16 protein-coding genes are annotated in these 19457 nt (G+C 44.7%); 10 read left to right on the forward strand and 6 right to left on the reverse strand.

Going from position 1 to position 19457, the window contains the following annotated elements; all coding sequences use genetic code 11:
- Nucleotides 1–17 precede the first annotated feature (17 nt).
- A complete protein-coding gene (locus CLV32_RS07020) occupies nt 18–2282 on the reverse strand; it encodes a xanthine dehydrogenase family protein molybdopterin-binding subunit (RefSeq protein WP_133553876.1) in 2265 nt (754 codons plus the stop codon).
- Nucleotides 2283–2596: 314 nt separating this feature from the next.
- Between CLV32_RS07020 and CLV32_RS07025 the strand changes: the two genes are divergently transcribed.
- Nucleotides 2597–3721, forward strand: coding sequence for an NAD(P)-dependent alcohol dehydrogenase (locus tag CLV32_RS07025; RefSeq protein WP_133553878.1), 1125 nt, complete (start codon nt 2597–2599; stop codon nt 3719–3721).
- A gap of 66 nt (nt 3722–3787) precedes the next feature.
- On the opposite strand, the gene CLV32_RS07030 is transcribed toward CLV32_RS07025, so the two are convergent.
- The 3 genes from CLV32_RS07030 to CLV32_RS07040 are packed head-to-tail and all read right to left on the reverse strand — an operon-like array spanning nt 3788 to nt 5953.
- Nucleotides 3788–4693, reverse strand: coding sequence for a helix-turn-helix domain-containing protein (locus CLV32_RS07030; protein WP_133553880.1), 906 nt, complete (start codon nt 4691–4693; stop codon nt 3788–3790).
- A 29-nt stretch (nt 4694–4722) separates the two neighbouring features.
- The gene (locus CLV32_RS07035) at nt 4723–5463 is read right to left on the reverse strand and encodes a carboxymuconolactone decarboxylase family protein (protein ID WP_133553882.1); all 741 of its coding nucleotides are present in this window, start codon (nt 5461–5463) and stop codon (nt 4723–4725) included.
- A 25-nt stretch (nt 5464–5488) separates the two neighbouring features.
- Complete coding sequence (locus tag CLV32_RS07040; RefSeq protein WP_133553884.1) at nt 5489–5953, reverse strand: cupin domain-containing protein; 465 nt, start codon at nt 5951–5953, stop codon at nt 5489–5491.
- A gap of 259 nt (nt 5954–6212) precedes the next feature.
- Here CLV32_RS07040 and CLV32_RS07045 point away from each other — a divergent pair, with 259 nt between their 5' ends.
- The 8 genes from CLV32_RS07045 (at nt 6213) to CLV32_RS07080 (ending at nt 14635) form a co-directional block, all read left to right on the forward strand.
- Nucleotides 6213–7313: an alpha/beta hydrolase gene (locus CLV32_RS07045; RefSeq protein WP_133553885.1), complete on the forward strand. Its 1101-nt coding sequence runs from the start codon at nt 6213–6215 to the stop codon at nt 7311–7313.
- Nucleotides 7314–7319: 6 nt separating this feature from the next.
- Complete coding sequence (locus CLV32_RS07050; protein ID WP_133553887.1) at nt 7320–8228, forward strand: helix-turn-helix domain-containing protein; 909 nt, start codon at nt 7320–7322, stop codon at nt 8226–8228.
- 124 nt (nt 8229–8352) lie between these two features.
- On the forward strand, nt 8353–8826 hold the full coding sequence (locus CLV32_RS07055; RefSeq protein WP_133553889.1) for a (2Fe-2S)-binding protein: 474 nt from the start codon (nt 8353–8355) through the stop codon (nt 8824–8826).
- Nucleotides 8823–9470 (forward strand): hypothetical protein, encoded by a 648-nt coding sequence (locus CLV32_RS07060; protein ID WP_133553891.1) that lies wholly within the window; start codon nt 8823–8825, stop codon nt 9468–9470. Before CLV32_RS07055 ends, CLV32_RS07060 begins: the two co-directional genes overlap by 4 nt.
- A gap of 30 nt (nt 9471–9500) precedes the next feature.
- Nucleotides 9501–11663: a xanthine dehydrogenase family protein molybdopterin-binding subunit gene (locus CLV32_RS07065; RefSeq protein ID WP_133553894.1), complete on the forward strand. Its 2163-nt coding sequence runs from the start codon at nt 9501–9503 to the stop codon at nt 11661–11663.
- A gap of 18 nt (nt 11664–11681) precedes the next feature.
- Nucleotides 11682–12662, forward strand: a complete 981-nt coding sequence (gene moaA, locus CLV32_RS07070; RefSeq protein WP_133553896.1) for a GTP 3',8-cyclase MoaA — start codon at nt 11682–11684, stop codon at nt 12660–12662.
- A gap of 132 nt (nt 12663–12794) precedes the next feature.
- Nucleotides 12795–13646 carry an aldo/keto reductase gene (locus CLV32_RS07075; protein ID WP_133553898.1) on the forward strand — a complete coding sequence of 284 codons (852 nt, stop codon included), beginning with the start codon at nt 12795–12797 and terminating at the stop codon, nt 13644–13646.
- Between the two features lie 2 nt (nt 13647–13648).
- Nucleotides 13649–14635: an aldo/keto reductase gene (locus tag CLV32_RS07080; RefSeq protein WP_133553900.1), complete on the forward strand. Its 987-nt coding sequence runs from the start codon at nt 13649–13651 to the stop codon at nt 14633–14635.
- A gap of 47 nt (nt 14636–14682) precedes the next feature.
- Here CLV32_RS07080 and CLV32_RS07085 read toward each other — a convergent pair whose 3' ends face one another.
- Nucleotides 14683–15303, reverse strand: coding sequence for a flavodoxin (locus tag CLV32_RS07085; RefSeq protein ID WP_208110968.1), 621 nt, complete (start codon nt 15301–15303; stop codon nt 14683–14685).
- A 292-nt stretch (nt 15304–15595) separates the two neighbouring features.
- On the opposite strand from CLV32_RS07085, the gene CLV32_RS07090 reads away from it, so the two are divergent.
- Complete coding sequence (locus tag CLV32_RS07090) at nt 15596–18109, forward strand: TonB-dependent receptor plug domain-containing protein (RefSeq protein WP_133553902.1); 2514 nt, start codon at nt 15596–15598, stop codon at nt 18107–18109.
- A gap of 2 nt (nt 18110–18111) precedes the next feature.
- Here CLV32_RS07090 and CLV32_RS07095 read toward each other — a convergent pair whose 3' ends face one another.
- Nucleotides 18112–19350 carry a PQQ-dependent sugar dehydrogenase gene (locus CLV32_RS07095; RefSeq protein ID WP_133553904.1) on the reverse strand — a complete coding sequence of 413 codons (1239 nt, stop codon included), beginning with the start codon at nt 19348–19350 and terminating at the stop codon, nt 18112–18114.
- Nucleotides 19351–19457 lie beyond the last annotated feature (107 nt).

Consider the following 19457-nt stretch of genomic DNA (forward strand, 5'->3'; position numbering starts at 1 on the left):
ATTAAAAAGAGAAAGGTTTATACAGCAGGTATTGCAGAAGGCTGAGGCGAAGAAAAAGGTTGCTGATAGAATCTACGGCCAGATGCTTTATACAAGGCATTAGCCACTGCACCAAAGACAGGTGGGAAAGGCGGTTCGCCCAGGCCCGTAGGATCAATGTCGTTTTTGATAAAATGAACCTCCACTTTTTTAGGTGCTTCATGCATGCGAATCAGCCTGTATTTATGGAAATTACTTTCCTCAACAACTCCATTTTTATGTGTCAGTCCGCCATACATAGCATTCCCAATACCATCAACCACAGCGCCCTGCACCATGTTTGTCGCGGCATCCGGGTTAATTACGATGCCACAATCAATAGCGCTGAATACACGTTCTACATAGGGCTGCCCATCTTTAGTTGTCATATCTACCACATGGGCCGCATATGAACTATGACAGAAATATGCAGCAACACCGCGACTGAATTTCTTATGCTCTGGGCCATTCCAGCCTGATTTTTCTTTCACCAGCTTCAAGACACCCGCATACCGGTCAGCGTCGTACTCATTGTTCTTGCCAACAGGCGTGTCCTTTGCTCTTTTTAGCAATTCTAGCCTAAAATCTATGGGATCCTTGCCCATCGCTTCCGCTAATTCATCCAGAAATGACTGTTCTGCCGCCGCGTTAAAATTAGATCTCGGTGCCCTGAATGCACCAATGGTGATATTGGATGGTATCTGCCAGCCTTCAGCAAGATAGTTGTCGACAGCGCCGGCAGGAAATCTGTTAGGGTGGATAGCATGTTCGGGTATACCGCCTCCCTTAACATGGAAGGCGATCAGATTTTTATTGGCATCAAGTGCCGCGCGGTAGGTTGCGGTATACATCGGGCGATAAATACCATAGGTGGTATCGTCTTCGCGACTATAGATTAATTTGACCGGTGCATTTACTTTTTTGGAAATCAGGGCTGCTTCAACCAGATAGTGTCCGTATGCCCTGCGACCGAAACCTCCACCCATGCGGGTCATCTGGATTTCTATTTTGTCGGCCGGAAGTTTCAATACTTTGACAAGCGTTGGCTCTGTCCAACCGGGCGCCTGAAGCGGGCCAACCAACAGCGCTTTCTCATCGGTAACGTGCGCAAAGAAATTCATGGGCTCCATACAGTTGTGGGCCAGGAAAGGTGCATTGAAAGTACGCTCGATAATCTGCGCGGCGTTTTTAAAGGCTGTTTCCGGATCTCCGTCTTTTCTGAGTACCTGAGCCGGCTTATTGGCATACTCCACCATTTTCGCATGCTGGTCGGCAGTATTTTCAAGCTCACCTGGCACTACAACCTCCCGCTTTCCTCCCCTCCCAGCCATGGTATCTTTAACATCGCCTGCAGGAACCCATTCTACAATCAGTTTTTTCCGCGCGTTCATTACTTCCCAGGTAGTTTTACCGACTACAACCAGTACATCGTTAAATGTGCGCGTATCAAATCCACCCTGTTCAAATCCGTCTTCGTATAATTTAAGACTGAAAACACTCTTAATGCCCGGCATTTTCAGCGCCTGGGATCCATCAAAGGATTTAAAAGTCATCCCAAAAGCTGGCGGATGCTGAATCATTGCAATTAGCATCCCCTCATGTTTATAATCGAGTCCAAAAAGTGGCTTGCCACTAACAATTTTTGCTCCTTCTACGTTTTTTTGTGAGTTTCTGACAACATTGAAGCTTTTGACGTCTTTTAACTTTACTCCCTTTGGCACGGGCAGGCTCGAGGCCTTGGCGGCAAGGTCACCATAGCTTGCTGTTTTACCACTCTTTTCATGACCGAGTACGCCTGCCTTAGCTGTGACTTCTTCCACAGGAACGGCCCAGGTTTGAGCTGCAGCCTCCATCAGCATCTGCCGAGCAGTGGCACCGGCCTCGCGAAGCGGCCTCCAATACATACGCATTGAATTACTGCCCCCGGTAAACTGGGCGCCCAGTTTGACACTGTCGTGTGGGCCCATCTCTACGATCACTTTTTTCCAATCGACATCCAGTTCCTCAGCCACGATCATGGGAAGCGAGGTCATTACATTCTGACCAAATTCGGGATTGGGATTGATAATTTTAATGACGTTATCAGAAGTGATTTTGATATAGCCATTGATTTCGTTCCAAGGGAAGGCATTGATACCGTCAACGCTTTTAGCGGGAAGGTCGAATTTTGCAAGGGCGCTGAATTGTATCATCAAGCCACCTCCCAAGAGGGCAGAGGCTTTTAAAAATGAGCGCCTGTTGATATTGCTTTTGGTCTTTTCCATTAACGTTCGTTTCAATATTTAATTCTATCGCCCGCACGTCAACCAACTACACAAAATAAATTTATAAACTTTCAAGTGAATCTGACTTATACAGATTACTGATTTTTCTACCATTTTAACTGATATCCTGGCCTAACTGTAATTCACACATTCTGTTGAAGCAGAAATATATTGGATCACTAGTTTTTCAAATGCTTGTTAAAGGTCGTCGAAACAGTAAAAATGGTAGTAAATAGAGTAATCGGTATCCTACCCCGCCTTTTTACATGCCTGACCTTTGTGCTATTAAATGACATTTTAATTCAAAACAGAAAATGAGAAGATTACTAAGTTTTTTTATGTTGCTGCTAGCGACGCAGACATTTGCACAAAATACTGCAATACCTTCTACCGGTATGGCCAAAATGGATAAAGACGGAGCCTTCCAGAAATATGAATTTACCCGACATGCTGTGGGTGATTGTGAAATATTAATTGACATCATGTATTCCGGTATTTGCCATAGTGATATTCATGCCGCAAAAGGAGAATGGAGGCCAACAAAATATCCCTTTGTTGGCGGACACGAAATTGCTGGACACGTAGTAAAAGTCGGCAAGGCTGTCACCAAATTCAAGGTTGGTGATTATGCTGGTATTGGCTGTCTGGTAAATTCATGTGGCGAATGTAGCTATTGCAAAAATGGTCAGGAGCAGTTTTGCAGCAAGGGACCAGTTTTTTCTTATGGGATGCCCGATCCGTACAACAGTAGCGAAATTACCCAGGGGGGTTATGCGAATAATTATGTGATAGCAGAAAAATTCGCACTAAAAATACCTAAGAATGCAGATCTGAAAAGAGTTGCTCCATTATTGTGTGCAGGAATCACAACGTACTCTCCTATACAATTTTCAAAAGTGAAAAAAGGCGATACTGTAGCTGTTGCTGGTTTTGGCGGACTTGGGCACCTTGCAGTAAAATATCTTGTTGCCCTTGGCGCGAAGGTTACCGTATTTGATATTACCGAAGATAAGCGCACGGCTGCTCAGAAAATGGGCGCGGTAAAATATGTTAACGTTAAAAACGCTCATGAAATCAAGGGTCTGGAAAGCCAATACAGCTTTATCTTGAGCACTATTCCTCAGAAATACGATCCTACGCTATACATCAAAATGCTGAGCATGGGTGGAGAGTTAGCCATTGTTGGTCTTCCTGCTACTGAAAACCAGCCGATGATCAATGGCGCATCACTGGTATATGCTGCGCGAAGAAAAGTGTATGGTTCACTGATCGGGGGAATTCCCGAGACTCAGCAAATGCTGGATTATTCTGTTGCAAATAATATTTATCCGGATGTAGAAATTATCTCCGCAAATCAGATAGACGAGGCTTACCAAAAAGTTATTGATGGAAAAGTACAGTTCAGGTATGTGATTGACATGAAGACTCTGAAAAAATAGATCTGTGTGAAAAGCATAAAAAAGGTCTCCTCCGCATTCGGAGAAGACCTTTTTTATCAAGTTAAATTAACTCCCCTGATTTAAGCGGCGATATTCGTTTGGTGTATGTCCTACACGCTGCTTGAACACCCTGCTAAAATGTTGTGGGTATTTAAAGCCCAATTCGTAAGCAACTTCGTTTACTGTTTTATTGGCATCAAAGATCTTTTCCTTGGCCAGGGCAATGGTTTTCATCTGGATAATCTCTAAGGCAGACTTGCCGGTCTCCCGCTTGATGAGATCACCAAAATAGTTTGATGATAAATTCAGTTGATCTGCACAGTAATTCACATTGGGTAAGCCTTGCAACTGAGGCTTGTCACTTTGAAAGTAATCTGTCAGCAAAGCCTCAAATCTGGCTAAAATACCTTTATTCGCATTTTCTCTGGTTAGGAACTGACGGTCGTAAAAGCGGGTACAGTAATCCAGAAATAACTCAATATTCGCTGTAATCAGCTTCTTGCTATGGTTATCGATACTACGCTCAAGCTCATACTGAATTTTTGCCAGGCAGTCCAGAATGATATCCCGCTCCTGCGCCGATAAATGCAGTGCTTCATGAACCTGATAGGAGAAAAATGCATAGTTGCTCATTTGTCGGCCTAAAGAAGTGCCATGAATCAAGTCTGCGTGGAATACCAGCGCTTTTCCCTGAGGTTGATAATAGTTATCCGGAATGTTCTCTCCGATCAACTGATCGGGTGCAAGAAAGATCAGTGTTCCTTCTTCATAATCATAGTTATTAAGGCCATACCTCAGGTCACCACATTTGATTTCCTTCAAAAACACGGTATAAAACCCATAAGACATCTTCCTTGACTCCCTTGGATCTGCCCTGGCAAGGTCTACAATGCTCACAAGCGGATGAAGTGTATCGTGCTTATTGAAGTCATTATAGCTTTTTATCGTATTAAATTTTAATATGGAATCCATAGCTTGTTGCATTTAATCAAGTTAGCAAATCATTTTTTCTTTTGGGCATCCGCCACCTTTTTTAATACTAGTTGGCCATCTTCTGCTTCCTTTTTCCCCACCAGGTTGGCTACAATGTCCAGCATCTGTGTCAACTGCGGTACTGTCAATCCATTATACATACTTAAACCCAGGTGTCCTTGCAACTGTGATTCTACCCCTCCAAGACTGGTTAATGCAGAAACGGTTACTAGTTCTCTATCCTGATAGCTGAGTACCCCACGACTAAAGATGTCTGCAAAAAGATGTTCTTTCAAAAACACTTCGATCACAGGCACAACTACAGCATAGCCCGCTTTAGTATTGCCTTCGGCCTTCCCACTCAATTTTTCCAGATTTGCTTTACCGAGCTCATAACGGTTTGCGGTGCTATCCAGTGCCAGGGGTTGTGGCCCAACAGGATCATTAATGCCTTTGGCTATACGTTCATCCATCGTCTTTTTCAAAGAATTTATGGCGTTCAAACTTCTCGGGAAACCCGCATAAGCCGCCAACTGTACCAGAATCTCTTTAACTTCATTGATCGTCAGACCTGCATCCAGACCTTTTCCAATTTCAGGGGCAAGCGCCTGTTGGTTTCCCTTTGCAGTCAGTGCTGATATTGCTACAATAGCACGTTGCCGTTTATTTAACTGATCATCTACTGATTTAATATCTTCTGCGGAAACTGGGTTTACTCCGGCAATGATGCTTAGGAGAACCAGCACCATACACCTGCTCTGTTTTTTCATGTGTGCTTTTTAAGGTGATTGCTGTTTATTTCTGAAGGTAAATCGCGTCCGTTACGTGCTCCAGCCAGGTTACAGCACCCTGGTCAACATTTGGGCCGATAGCCACATGCGTCATGCCGCTATCTTCGGCAGCGCCATGCCAATGCTCCACGTTTGGCAGGCAACTGATAAAATCTCCTTTCAGGATTACCTTTTTTATCTTTCCCCGTTCCTGGTAATAACCTTTCCCCTCGGTCACCATTAACATTTGTCCGCCGGGATGTTTGTGCCATTTACTTCTTGCGCCGGCTTCAAAACTGACACTGCCTACAGAACAGTTTAATGCAGTTTTCGCATCGGTATACATCTTTACCGAAACGGCTCCAATAAAATTTCCGTTTGCTTTTCCGTATTTCGATACAACCTCATTTTGTTGCTGAGCATCTGCATTGATACAAACTCCGGTAACCAATATTAAAATGCCTAGAGCACTATTGACTAATTTTCCCATATCATTATATTATATATAAAAACGATGATTACAAATATGCAGGGAATAAATTTCTGTTAGTTATATGTATTACTGAACTTTCTACCAAAATCACTGATCTGGTTCGGACAAGCCCGCCAAAGCATCGCACAACTGCCATTTCAAAATATTTCGGTGAAATTGGTATACTAAACAGTAATTTGTATAAACATTTCGATTTACGAACTTTAGATCTTTGTATTTCAATTACCAATCTCTGAATCATTTATCAATACAAAATATGAACAGCGGCTACTTTAAAAACACATCTAATTGTAGTGCCTTTTTATGCCTCATCCTGATTTCAGTACTGACGTATTCCTGCCGTGCAACAAAAGGTAAGGAACAGGCAAACCTGATTACTATCCGGCAACAGGGAAGTTTCGCCGTAGGTGGCTCAGTGATTAAGAACGCAGGCACATTTGATCCGATCAAACGCACGCCAGCGGGTCAGAGCTACCATGGTGACCACGCTTATGTGAATTTTCAAATCCCTGACAAGGCGCGCAAGTTGCCTTTGGTTTTCTGGCATGGAATCGGTCAGTTTTCAAAAACATGGGAGAGCACACCAGACGGAAGAGATGGCTTTCAAAACATATTCTTAAAACGTAAATTCAGCGTTTACCTGATTGATCAGCCGCGCAGAGGAAATGCTGGAAGAAGCACAGTATCAGCTACCATCAACCCTACCCCAGATGAACAACAGTGGTTCAATATATTCAGGGTAGGTGTATGGCCGAATTATTATCCCGGAGTGCAGTTTGCTAAGGATGAAGAAACTTTAAATCAGTATTTCAGGCAGATTACCCCTAATATTGGTGATTTTGACAACAGGGTTATTACAGACGCCGCTTCCGCACTATTCACTAAAATCGGTCAGGGCATATTGGTTACTCATTCACATTCCGGAGGATTTGGTTGGGAAACAGCTATAAAAAACGCCAATATAATGGCAATCGTATCCTATGAGCCTGGAAGTGGATTTATCTTCCCTGAAGGTGAAATGCCAAAGCCAATTGCCAGTTCTGCGGGTGAACTTACCGCTGCTACAATGCCTATGCAGGATTTTATGAAGTTAACAAAGATTCCGATTATCATTTATTATGGGGATAATATTCCCGCAAAACAGATCGCCGAACCGGGTGCCGATGGATGGCGCGCGCGACTTGAGATGGCGAGGTTATGGAGGGATGTGGTGAACAAGCATGGTGGCGATGTCACTGTAGTTCATCTACCTGAAATCGGAATCAAAGGCAATACACACTTCCCCTTCTCAGATTTAAACAATATCCAGATCGCAGATCTGATGTCGGCATTTTTAAAACAGAAAGGGCTGGATTAGCGTATCATGGAAGAGATTATCAGGATAGACAATATCACAGCATACAACAAATTGCGGGGCGTAGACACCTTACATCCCCTGGTTACGGTGATCGACGTATCCAAGGTGAAGCAGCTTTCTCCTGGCACTTACAACTTCAACCTGTACTGCATTTATTTGAAGGAACTGAAATGCGGCGCTTTGCTGTATGGCAGAAGTCAGTATGACTATGAGGAAGGTACTTTCCTGGCGATCGGTCCAGGGCAGGTAATCGGCATCCCTGAGGCAGCGATCGTTCCTGAGCCTAAGGGATGGGCACTCTTGTTTCATCCTGACTTTCTAAAAGGAAACCCGCTTGAAAGCCACATCCTGAACTATAGCTTCTTCTCTTATGAGATCAATGAAGCATTGCATGTATCCAAAATGGAACGTCAGGTTGTTTCGGGGTGTTTTCACAAGATCCAGCATGAACTAAGGCACGACCTCGATAAGCATAGCCGAAAACTAATTACTGCAAATATAGAACTGCTGCTTAGCTATTGCGCCAGATTTTACGACAGGCAATTTATCTCACGGGATTATTTGAACAATACCATCATTCAGAAGTTTGACCGCTTATTGCATGACTATTTCTTCTCCGACCGACCAAAGGAAGCTGGCCTTCCCACTGTCGCTTATTGTGCGGCAGAACTGCGGTTATCGGCAAATTATTTTGGCGATCTCATCAAAAAAGAAACCGGAAAGACAGCGCAGGAGCTTATCCACAACAAGATAATTGAACTGGCTAAAGAGCGGGTCTTAGATCCTGGAGTCAATATTTCGGACGTGGCGTACACGCTTGGTTTTAAATACCCCCAGCACTTCACACGGCTTTTTAAAGAAAATGCCGGGGTCACACCCATGGAATATCGCCTGTCAAATTATTCCAGAAATTAAGCTGAAGTTGAGGAGTTACCAATTTTACTGATTGCCTACCAAAATCACTGTTCAGAAACTATTCAGTGCCATTTTCGGTATATTAGATCAAGAGCAACATGCATCAAAGCATTTAATAAAATATATGATTTCATTAAACATCAACGACAAAACCTACCAGATCGACGCAGATCGTGATATGCCCCTGTTATGGGCAATCAGGGATCTTGTCGGTCTTACCGGCACAAAGTTTGGCTGTGGTGTCGCTCAATGCGGCGCCTGCGTAGTTCACCTGAACGGAGAAGCGGTCAGATCCTGCGTAACTAAGGTTGGCCGTGCGGAAGGACAGAAAGTACTGACCATTGAAGGCCTTTCTGAACATAATGACCATCCATTGCAGCTCGCCTGGAATGAAATTAGCGTTCCGCAATGCGGATACTGTCATTCCGGACAATTGATGTCTGCGGCAGTACTGTTGAGAGAAAATCCAAACCCATCAGATGAAGATATTGACCATGCGATGGCGGGCAATATCTGCAGATGCGGCACCTACCCAAGAATACGCAAGGCAATCCACATGGCTGCTGAACTTCAGAAACAGAAAGAGACTACAGAATGAAATCGACAATAAACCAACTAATTACTAAGCACTGGGCAGTTTTTAGACTCATAGGTGTAATGGGTATTATGCTTTGCCTGGTAAGCCTGATGTCACTTGCATCAAACACCGGAAACAAAGCGGAGGTCTCCACAGCTACACTTGTAGTAAAGAAAGACAGCGTTGCTTCCGTGGCCGCTTTTAAAAAAGTCTACAGAGTACTGATGAGCCCGAGGTGTATGAATTGTCACCCTGCGGGCGACGTTCCACTTCAGGGCGATGATAGTCACCTACATACCATGTCGCCGCAACGCGGCCTGGAGGGTAAAGGTGTTTATGCGATGAAATGTAGCAATTGCCATCAGCCTACCAATACACCGGGAAAAAACACCCCACCGGGAAATCCGAACTGGCATCTGCCTCCGGCAAACATGAAAATGGTTTTTGAAGGGCGCACAGCTCATCAGCTGGCAAAACAACTGATGGATCCAAAGCAGAATGGCAATAAAGACATGAAGAAGCTGATCGAACATGCTGATGACGGACTGGTACTTGCCGGATGGAATCCTGGAGAAGGCAGAACATTACCGCCGATGAGCCATGCAGAATTCAAGAAAGCCTGGCTTACCTGGCTGAGCACCGGTGCTTATGCGCCAAAGAAATAACAAGATTCACTGGAATAAACGACATATATAATGAGCACCGAACAAGTTTCCAGAAGAAATTTCCTGCGCATGACCAGTGTGGCAGGTACAGCACTTTGTCTGGGTTTTTATTTTCCCTCCAGCGCAGAAGAAGCTGAAATTATCAATGCAGGCATCGCCGATGGCATCAAGGATTTTGAAATGAATGCCTGGATCCACATTAATGTGGATGGGAAGGTGACCATATTTAATCACCGTGCGGAGATGGGTCAGGGATCCTACCAATCCGTACCCCAGATTATTGCAGAGGAACTCGAAGTCAACATGAAAGACATTGATATCCGCTTTGCTCAGGGCGATAGGAAAAAATACGGCAACCAGGTAACGGGTGGTAGTTCTACCATCAGAACGTCCTACAAAAACTTATTAAAACTCAGTGCTACTGCACGGGAAATGCTCATCCTCGCTGCCGCTAACAAATGGGGCGTTACAGCACAGGAATGTTTCGCCGAAGCTGGGCACGTAATTCACAAGCCCAGTGGAAAGAAATTCCATTATGGAGAACTGGTGGTAGATGCGTCTAAGCTAACTGCACCCGCAAATATTGTCCTTAAGGAGCGCTCAGCCTACAAGCTGATTGGAAAGCCGCTAAAAAGACAGGATACACCTATGAAAACAGATGGCAGTGCCATCTTTGGTCTGGACAAAAAACTGCCGGGTATGAAGTATGCTGCAGTAGAACGAAGTCCGCGCCTTCATGGAAAGATCGTAAGCTATGATGCCACGGCGGCGCTAAAAGTGCCGGGGGTACAAAAAGTATTTAAGGTACGCATGGGCGTATTTACCATATTCCGCGAAGGTGTTGTTGTGGTAGCCAATTCTACCTGGGCCGCCCTGCAGGGTAAAAAATTATTAAAGGTTACCTGGGATGACAGCGGCTTTGAACACATCAGTTCGCCGGTCATTTTCGAGCGCCAGCAACAGGCACTCCAGAAAGAAGAAGGACTGTTCCTGAAAAAACAGGGGGATCCCGACGCCGCCGTTGCTGCAGGAAAAAAGACACTCGACCTGGTATACCAGACACCATACCAGTCGCACAGCGCCATGGAACCCTTAAACTGCGTGGCGCATTATCAGGGCGACAAAGTGGAGATCTGGGGACCAATACAGGCACCTGAATGGGTTCAGGATTACATCAGCGCACAACTGCAGTTGCCCCTGGAAAAAGTAATTATCAATATGACTTTTCTAGGCGGTGGTTTTGGCAGAAAGGCTTTCATGGACTATCCACATGAGGCTGCGCTGATTTCTAAGGAGATTGGTGCACCTGTTCAGGTAGTCTGGACACGTGAAGATGATGCAACCCAGGGCCCTTACCGTCCTGGAATCAGTTACAGATGTCAGGCTTCCGTGGAAGAAGGCGAAATTAAAGCTTTGAAATTCCGAATGGCGGGCCAGAATAATGACCAGTGGCGCTCAGGAAAAAAATTAACTACAGCAAACAGAAGTACCTCAGAAGGATTTTTAGCACCTTATTACAAAAGTATTCCGAATATCAGCTTCGCTGAGGTTCAGTTTGAAACGCCGATTCCTACTATGTGGTGGCGATCTGTATATGCCTCTACAAATGGTTTTGCTTATGAGAGCTTCTTGGATGAGGTGGCACATGCCGCAGCGCAGGATCCTATGGACCTCAGACGTAAATACCTTCAGGATGAAAGATCACAGAAACTGATTGATAAAATTGAAGAGGTATCGGGCTGGAAAAAACGGAATAAGAACGAAGGATATGGCGTAGCTATTACTGAATGCTTTGCCAGCACGGTAGCCCAGGTTGTCAAAGTTTCAAAAGACAACAACGGAAAAGTCAAAATTGATCAGGTTTGGGCGGTGATGGACTGTGGCTGGTATGTCAATCCGGATATCATCAAAGCACAGGTGGAAGGAAGTATTGTAATGGCCCTTGGGGCAGCAACTATCCACGAAATCACCTTTAAAGATGGTATGGTAGAACAGCGGAATTTCTATAATTACAAAATGCCCAGGATTACGGACATCCCTCCTATTGAAGTTTTTGTAATGGACAATACTGAAAATGCAGGTGGTGTTGGCGAACCGGGTTTACCAGCTTTTGCCCCGGCGTTAACCAATGCCATTTTTGACCTGACCGGTAAGCGCATCCGGAAATTACCATTTGATATGGCAAGCGTATAAACAGATAAAAACAATTTGATGATAGCAGACTCGTTTGGAAGAATTCATGATTATTTGCGCATATCACTTACAGATAACTGCAATTTCCGTTGCTTTTATTGTATGCCCGAAGAGTCGTACGATTTCAGTCCGGCATCAAAGTTGATGCAAACTGACGAGATTCTCAGGCTTGCGGAAATCTTTGTAGCACAGGGCGTTAAAAAAATCCGGCTCACTGGCGGGGAACCGCTGGTGCGTAAGGATGCTCCTGCCATCATTAGCGCGCTGGGTAAATTGCCGGTCGAACTGGTGATCACTACCAACGGTACTCGCATTGCCGAGCTGCTTCCTGTGTTTAAGGAGGCCGGGATCAAAAGCATCAATGTGAGCCTTGACACGCTGCAACAGGATAAGTTTATGCTGATTACCCGCCGTGATGTCTTTCAGCAGGTGCGCAGCAACATCGAACTGCTGCTCAGCGAAAACATCACCGTCAAGATCAATATGGTGGTAATGAAAGGCCTGAATGACAATGAAATCCTGGACTTTATTGCCTGGACCAGGGATCAGCCTTTGCAGATCCGTTTCATCGAATTTATGCCATTTAGCGGCAACAAATGGACCAGCAATAAAATGTTCTCCCTTCAGGAAATCCTGAATCGGGTTGCTGAGCAATATACGGTGATACCCCTTGAAGGATCGCTTCATGATACTGCCAAACATTTTAAGATACCTGGGCATAAGGGCTCATTTGCCATCATCAGTACCATGACTGCGCCCTTCTGCAGCACCTGTAACCGGATGCGGCTGACCGCCGATGGTAAACTTAAAAACTGTCTGTTCTCAGATGGGGAGATGGATTTACTTGGTCCGCTTCGGAATCAACAGGATGTTTTGCCATTGATCAAAGCCTGTATCTGGAGCAAAAAGAAAGAACTCGGGGGGCAGCTCAAAAGTCATTTTGAGGAACTCGATGCTGATCGCATAAACAACAGAACTATGATTAGCATAGGCGGTTAAAACGCGGCAACAAAATCAGTAATTTTGGTATCAAATACCGTAATCCATATAAGTTTTCAAGTGTTAATAAGCTGAACTTTGTATCAGTTTTTAAGCTTTGTTCAGCAATGCTTATCATTTAAAAATAGCTATATGGAAAACATTAAATTAAACAATGGCGTGGAAATGCCCATCCTGGGTTTCGGCGTTTTTCAGATCCCTGACGCAGCAGAATGTGAACGCAGTGTGATCGATGCCATAGCATCAGGTTACCGTTTATTGGACACCGCTGCATCTTATCAAAATGAAGCAGCAGTGGGTAAAGGAATTAAGAACAGTGGCGTTTCCAGGGCGGAACTGTTTGTCACTACAAAACTCTGGATTCAGGATACTGGCTATGAAAAAACCAAGGCTGCCTTCGCTAAATCTCTGGAAAAATTACAACTCGACTATCTTGACTTATACCTGATCCATCAGCCTTATGGCGATATCTTCGGATCATGGCGTGCGATGCAGGAATTATATCACGAAGGCAAGGTGAAAGCCATTGGCGTGGCTAACTTCCAGCCAGACCGCGTGACAGACCTGATCATTAACAGTGGTTTTACGCCCGCTGTGAACCAAATCGAGACGCATCCATTTCACCAACAAATAGAGAACCAACAGTTCCTGAAAGATAATAACGTTCAGATCCAGTCATGGGGACCGTTTGCCGAAGGAAAGAATGAGATTTTTGAAAATGAGGTACTGAAGAGCATTGGCGATAAATATGGAAAAACAGTGGCCCAGGTGATTTTGCGCTGGCTCACAGAAAGAGGCATTGTCGCGATTCCTAAATCTGTGCGTAAAGAAAGAATGGTTGAGAACTTCAACATATTTGATTTTCAGTTATCATCGGATGACCTTGAAGCGATCAAACAATTAGACACAAAAGAAAGCTTGTTCTTTGACCATCGTAACCCGGAAATGGTAAAATGGCTGAGCGAACGCAAATTAGACTTATAAATATGTTAGAAAAACGCAAATTGGGCAGTCAGGGACTTGAAGTTTCAGCCCTGGGCTTAGGCTGTATGGGTCTGAGTTTTGGCTATGGACCAGCTACAGATAAAGAAGCAGGGATCAAACTGATCAGACAGGCATTTGAATCGGGAATAACATTCTTTGATACTGCAGAAGCCTATGGGCCGTTTACGAATGAAGAACTTTTGGGAGAAGCACTTGCACCTTTCAGGGATCAGGTCACCATCGCTACAAAATTCGGCTTCCTGGATGGAAAACCAGATCTTGGTATGGATAGTCGGCCAGACACCATCCGTGCTTACGTAGATGCAGCGCTGAAAAGGTTACGCACGGATCGGATAGATCTTTTGTATCAACACAGGGTTGATCCAAACGTGCCTATTGAAGAGGTAGCAGGGACCGTAAAAGAATTGATCTGGGACGGAAAAGTGAAGTATTTTGGACTTTCTGAGGCGGGAGCCGACACTATTCGCAGAGCGCACAATATTCAACCTGTATCTGCCCTTCAAAGTGAGTATTCACTTTGGTGGCGTGCACCTGAAGATGAGATCATTCCAGTACTTCAGGAGCTTGGGATAGGTTTGGTACCATTTAGCCCGTTGGGCAAGGGATTTCTTACCGGCGCCATCAACGAGGAGACTCAATTTGATGCCAACGATTTCAGGAATATCGTTCCCAGATTTAGCGAGGAAAACAGAAAAGCCAATCAGGTTTTTGTATCCTTAATGCAAAGTATCGCAAAGGAAATCAATGCTTCCTCAGCACAGGTTGCTCTGGCTTGGTTGCTTGCTCAAAAACCATGGATCGTTCCTATCCCAGGAACAACAAAACTCAACAGACTGGAGGAAAATATCAATGCGGCATCAGTCACGCTCTCTAACGAAAACCTGGAGCGCATCACCGCTGAAGCATCCAAAATAGAGGTTCAGGGTACCAGATATCCGGAGCATTTACAAAAAAGAGTCGGCAAATAACAAAAAGACCTCATTAAAAATGGGGTCTTTTTTATTTCCAGAATATATTAGTAACCTATTTTCTGTAACCAGGCCGCTATTTCTTGCTTAACCTGTACTTCCTTTTGACCCTCCATCACGAAGAGAACTCCGTCACGTTCTATCCCACCTTTGGTAGTAAAACCTTCCAACACCTCACTGTCTGGACACAAGCTTTTTATGGTTTCGATTGTACTCCCGATTCCGTATCCCGCATTGCTGTTAAAAGGAATAATAGTCTTACCGCTTAGGTTATTGGCTTTCAAAAAGCTTTTCATCGGTGGCGGAAGCTGCATCCCCCAGGTAGGGAAACCCAAAAATATGACATCATATTTTTCCAGGCTATCTATTTTCGTTTTTAAGGGAGGAAGAAAACCCGAAGCGTTTTCATCGGCAACCTGGGCTACGATAGCCTGGTAATTTGCGGGATAAGGTGTAACCAATTCCAATGGCACGAGGGTGCCCCCAACTTTCGCATGAATCATAGTTGCCAGCGCTTTCGTATTGTTGGTGCGGGAAAGGTATACAATCAACACCTTTTTATCCTTTAACTCATTTTTTGTCTGCTCTGCCGGCTTTTGTGCCTTGGAACAGGCAGTGAAGCCCATCAACAGAACAACCATAGATAATCCCTGAAAAATATTTAACATATCTGTTTTATTTAATAATGCTATTGACGTATTAAGATCCCGACAATTACGGAATCGGAACTGATACATATTACGGATTTTGCTACCATTTTTACTGATATAACAGTTTTAAGTTAGGCCAATATTTATTATTGTAGTACAAAGACGCATCAGGAAAACAAAAGATGTTGTTTTAAGTTAGATAACATTAAGCCTGAAGCCGTGCTAACGCCTGTTTTATCCTGAAAAGCCAATGCCGAAACCTTACATATTTATTTGTTTCCTACTTTTTCCAGTGTTTTTATTTGCACAGATGAAAGTAAAGAAAGACACAACAGCCAGGACAGACACGTTAAACACAGAACTCTTGCAGGAAGTTGTCATATCAGCTTCCCGACAGGCGGAAAGCATCCTTAAAGCACCTGTGAGCATAGAGACCGTCAGGAATGCCTATATTAAAAATTCTGCATCGCCCAGCTTCTTTGATGGGCTGGAAAATGTGAAAGGCGTGCAGATGCTCACACCCAGCATGGGTTTTAAGATTATCAATACCAGGGGTTTTGCCAATACCACGAATGTCAGGTTTACGCAACTGGTAGATGGCACTGATAATCAGGCTCCTCACATCGGCGCGCCTATCGGAAACGCCATGGGGCCTAGCGACCTGGATATTGACCGCGTCGAAATCATTCCCGGTACTGCATCTGCACTGTATGGTTTGAACGCTATCAACGGATTGGCCAACTTCATCACGAAAAATCCATTTACTACAGAAGGCATCACGCTGCAGCAAAAAACGGGTGTGACACATATCAACGATGTGAACTCTCCAGCGAAGCTTTTCACCGAAAGCAGCCTGAGGGTTGCGAAGAAGTTATCCGACCGTTTCGCCTTTAAAATAAATGGCACATTCACTAAAGGGTATGACTGGATTGCTGATGACCGGACAGACTTGAATGCCAGAGCAAATGCAGGCTTAGGTATAACCGGCGGGATAAATAATCCTGCATATGATCCTGTAAATGGGTACGGAAATGAATCTTCCAACCGGCGTACCATTACTTTACAGGGAAGACAATACGTAGTAGCACGAACAGGTTATTCAGAGCGGGAGTTGACCGATTACAACATACAGAATATTAAGGCCGACATTGGGTTATACTATAAATTATCCCCAAAAACGATATTAAGTTATACCTACCGCATCGCAGATATCAACAACGTTTACCAACGTGCTAATCGTTTTGCGTTGAAAGACTACGTACTGCAGCAACATGCTTTCGAAATCAAATCTGACATCTTTCAGGCCAGGGCTTTCATCACCAGTGAAAACACAGGTAAATCCTATAATTTGAGGTCGGCCGCAGAAAATCAGGATCGTCGTTTTAAGTCCGACAATCAATGGTTTACGGATTACACTAACGCGTACAATACCGCGATTGCCATGCCAGGGTCGACCACCGTTCAGGCCTTAAGACAAGCCAGGTCAGCCGCAGATCAGGGAAGACTTCAGCCCGGTACAGCTGCTTTTAACCAGGCACTGACCGAGCTTGCCGATATCAACAATTGGGATATTGGATCAGCGCTGCGCGTAAAGGACGATTTGGTTCATGCCGAAGCACAGCTGGATGTTTCGAGGGTCATTGGCAGCGAATTTTCAAAAAACACAGAACTGGATATTTTAACAGGTATTGACTATCAAACTTATATCATCCAGCCAGATGGCAACTATTTCATCAACCCCGCAGCTGGTAAAACATTTGACACCTTTACCTATGGCAAATCTGGTCTTTTTCTGCAGGTTGGCAAAAGCCTGTTCAGTTCCCTATTGAGGATTTCCGCTACGCTTAGGGTAGACAAAAATGATTATTTCCAGGCAAAATACAACCCACGTCTGGCAGCTGTGCTCACACCCGGTGATAATCAGAGCATCCGCGTCTCCTATCAGAGCGGCTCCCGTTTCCCAAGCATTTTCGAAGCCTTTTCTAATGTGAACAGCGGTGGCGTAAAGCGTGTAGGTGGACTAAAAATTATGTCGGATGGAGTTTTTGAAAATGCCTATCTGCGGAGTTCCGTGGATCAGTTTCAGGCAGCGGTGACCAGTGATTTCAACAGCGGTATGTCTACTGCAGCAGCAATTGAACGGCGAAAAGGCCTTCTGGTTAAAAACTATTACACCTATTTGAAGCCGGAGCACATCAATTCACTCGAATTGGGTTACAAGGGTCTGTTTTTTAACAGAACCCTAAAGATTGATGCAGACGTTTACTATAACAAGTACAACAACTTTATTGCCCAGGTGGAGATGAACGTACCAAACACAGCCAATCCGGACTCAATCCCTTATGCCCTGAACGACCGGAGCAAGCAAAACCGGTATCGCATGTATACCAACTCTCGTAGCGTAGTGTATAATGTAGGTGGCAGCCTAGGAATGAGCTATTTGTTTTTGCGAAAATACACCTTGGGTGGTAATTTATCCTATGCTAAACTAAGCAAAAGAGAGAACAATGATGGATTTGAAGATGGATTTAACACGCCGGAATGGACAACGAACCTATCCTTCGGTGGCGATGATGTAATTAAAAGCCTGGGATTTCTGGTGACTTACAAACATCAGAGCAGCTATTACTGGCAGTCTTTCCTGGTGAACGGGCAGGTAAAAGCAGTTGGCAACTTTGATGCCCAGGCCAATTATGATATCATGCAAAACAAGCTCAACGTCAAAATTGGTGCTACCAACCTGCTGAACAGCTACTACAATTCCTATTTAGGTGCACCTGCAGTTGGCGGTATGTATTACACAACACTGACTTACCATTTATAAAACTATTGTCTGTCTATTCGGTACAGTCTGCCTCCGTCAGTTATCGCATATAAGGCGTTGTCAATTCCCTGAATGATGTCCCTGAAGCGTTGTCCCTCGCTAACCAGCAGCCGTTCCTCTCCTATCACGCGGTTGTTAGCAATCGTTAATCTAACGATGTGTGTGCCACTCAAGGCAGCAACAAACAAGTTATTTTCCCATTCAGGGATCCGGCTTCCCCTGTAAAATGTCATGCCACTGGGCGACACTACAGGATCCCAATAATAGACCGGTTGCTCCATCCCGCTTTGTTGCTGAATGGCGCCGCCGAGTGGTTGCCCACTATAATCAATTCCATAAGTGATAACGGGCCAGCCGTAATTTGCACCCGGCCTGATCAGGTTGATTTCATCACCACCTCTGGGGCCCAGCTCACCTTCCCACAGATCACCTGTAATGGGGTGTATCGCTAAGCCGTGCTGATTTCTATGTCCGATGGAATACAGTTCCGGCCTTGCCCCTGCCTGTGAAAACGACGGATTACCGGGTGCCGCCTGTCCATCAGTGGTAATTCTTAAGATTTTACCAATAGCAGAATTCACTGCCTGAGCCTGTACGCGAATTCCGGGATCAGAGCGGTCGCCACTGCTTACCAGTAAATTACCCGTTCTGTCAAAAATGACCCTGCTGCCATATTGGTTTACTCCTGAGTATGCTGGTGTGGCGCGATAGATTACCGTAACATTTTCCAAACCGGTTTCACTTGCGGAGAGTCTCCCTTTGGCGACTGCCAGCAGGTTTCCATCAGTACCTCTTTCCGAAAAAGACCAGTAGACCATGCGGTTTGTTGCAAAAGCCGGATCTACAGTTAAGCCGAGCAAGCCACCCTGTCCGCTGTTGTTTACAGCGGGAACACCTGTCAATGCTGCACTTACCTGCCCAGACGAAGTAACGATCCGCATCGTGCCTGCCTTTTCTGTAACCAGGAAACGTCCGTCGGTCAACGCAGCGATCCCCCATGGAAGAGTTAGTGCTGATGTCAATACCGAAGAACCATAGGGCGTAGTAGTCCTAATGGCATTGATACGTGTTTGGCCAACAAATGCCGGACTGTAGCTGGAATTAGGCGGATTGGTCTCCACAGATGCCGGATTAGTGGGTGTAGGTGGATCAATGATTACGTCTGTTTCTTTGGATTTCTTTTTACAGGAAGTTGCCAATACCAGGCAAGAGAACATGCAGATTAAGAGTTGCTTTTTCATAGGAGATATTTAAAGCTTTACGGTTGTTAGTGAAGTTAGTACATATTTGATAACATGTTAAACAACCTGATTGAAATCAGTGAAAATGGTAGCTTAATCTGTAATCC

Source organism: Pedobacter duraquae (genome assembly GCF_004362245.1).
GTDB lineage: Bacteria > Bacteroidota > Bacteroidia > Sphingobacteriales > Sphingobacteriaceae > Pedobacter > Pedobacter duraquae.